The 1,542-nt window shown below is 60.1% G+C and carries 1 protein-coding gene; it reads right to left on the minus strand.

Going from position 1 to position 1,542, the window contains the following annotated elements:
- Positions 1-615 precede the first annotated feature (615 nt).
- Positions 616-1,269 (minus strand): GNAT family N-acetyltransferase, encoded by a 654-nt coding sequence (locus IIE29_RS16645; RefSeq protein WP_209326410.1) that lies wholly within the window; start codon positions 1,267-1,269, stop codon positions 616-618.
- Positions 1,270-1,542 lie beyond the last annotated feature (273 nt).

Genomic DNA, 1,542 nt, shown 5'->3' on the forward strand with positions numbered 1-1,542 from the left:
GAGATATAACTCTAGACCAGGCCAACACCCCCACGCAAATCCAAACCCCACCTCAACCACGTGACACCCACCACACACCCGCCAAAGACTTGAAGCAGACCCGCACAGCCGTCACCGTCGGCTGCACACCGAGGCCCCTGGGCCTCCGGTCCCGCTTTCAGTCCAGCAACGACGCCCGGCAGGCGAGGCGGAGAATGCCGGCTCATCCGAGCACCGCTCGGATCCTCTCCGGTTGCGTTTCGATGGCTTCGCCGACGGTCTCCAGCTCGTGTCCGGGGACGAGCAGGGAGACCGCAGTCTCTCGCCACTGTCCGACTGCCCGACAACTTCAAAAAGTATGGCTCGCGCCTCTGGGGTCGTGATTTGGCGCAGAGGCGCGAATTCGAGCAGCGCCTCGGCCTCGGCGACGCCAATGATCGCTGTCTGAAGCTCGACAGCAAGATCCGGTTCGGGATTGACGGCAAACACAGGACTGAGTGCCCGCCCGGCCGGGGAGCGGAGGAATCCATGATTGCGTAGATGGTCGTCGGTGTTGCGGACGGCCAATCTGTCGAGCAGCAGCACCGGCCTATCTTCGAATCGAACCAGTTGTGCATGAGCTGGGCGCTGGCGTTGTCAGGCTGACTCGAGGCCCAAGAACCGACGAAATGCGGCCGCGCCTTCGACCTGGACCGCCTCGTCGGGTCGTGCAATGTCGACCGAGTCAAGCGTCAGTTTGTGCTCAAGCCTTGCCTCTCCGTTTTGAGCGACGATAGTGTGGCTGCCGTTTGGAGAGTATCCGACCTTCTCTGATACACGTCGGCTGGCTTCGTTGCCCTCGACATATGCCGTCTCGAAAGTCGACGCACCACAATGGTCGGCAAAGGCTATGACGATCGCCCACCTCATCTGCGTTCCGTATCCATGACCCTGTTCAGAGCGGGCAAGCCACGACCCAGTCGAAACCGTGTGAGTCCTGGAGAAGTGTCGGCCGTTGACGCCCTGAATACCGACCGCACGACCGCCCACCCGGACTGTGAACTCGATCGTCCAATCGTCGACGTCGAAATTTGCCCGTGTCGACCACTGGTATTGAGCGATCGACCTCGCTATCTGTTCATCACTGCCGCTGTCCCAATCGACGACGAAGGCCTGGACATCGTCTCGACGCACGCCGCCACGTGCGATCTCAGCGAGCTCCGAATAGTCTGATTCCCGCACGGGCGACAGTTCCATATCGCCGATTCGGATTCTCAGCCCATATGGAGGCCAGATGGTTTCCAGATCCATGGCCCGATGATAGCCGAACGGATTGGTGCAAAGCGCTCTCGTTCGCGCTGAGTGGTTTCTACGGACGTCGACTCCGACTCCAGCTCCCGGCAGACCCCAAAAAATAGGTACACGACCGGCCTCTTGCAGCATCGCCCTACACGAATGCGAATGCAAAAAGGAGGCCCTGCCCGATATGACATCGGACAAGGCCTCCCCAACAAATTATTGCGGCAGTCACCTACTCTCCCACAACCACCAAGTTGCAGTACCATCAGCGCGAATGGGCTTAGC

The organism is Brevibacterium renqingii (assembly GCF_017808095.1).
Classification (GTDB): domain Bacteria; phylum Actinomycetota; class Actinomycetes; order Actinomycetales; family Brevibacteriaceae; genus Brevibacterium; species Brevibacterium renqingii.

Bases quoted from the DNA above. Each gene is read 5' to 3' on its own strand.
- IIE29_RS16645 (WP_209326410.1), bottom strand. From the start codon at position 1,269: ATGGATCTGGAAACCATCTGGCCTCCATATGGGCTGAGAATCCGAATC.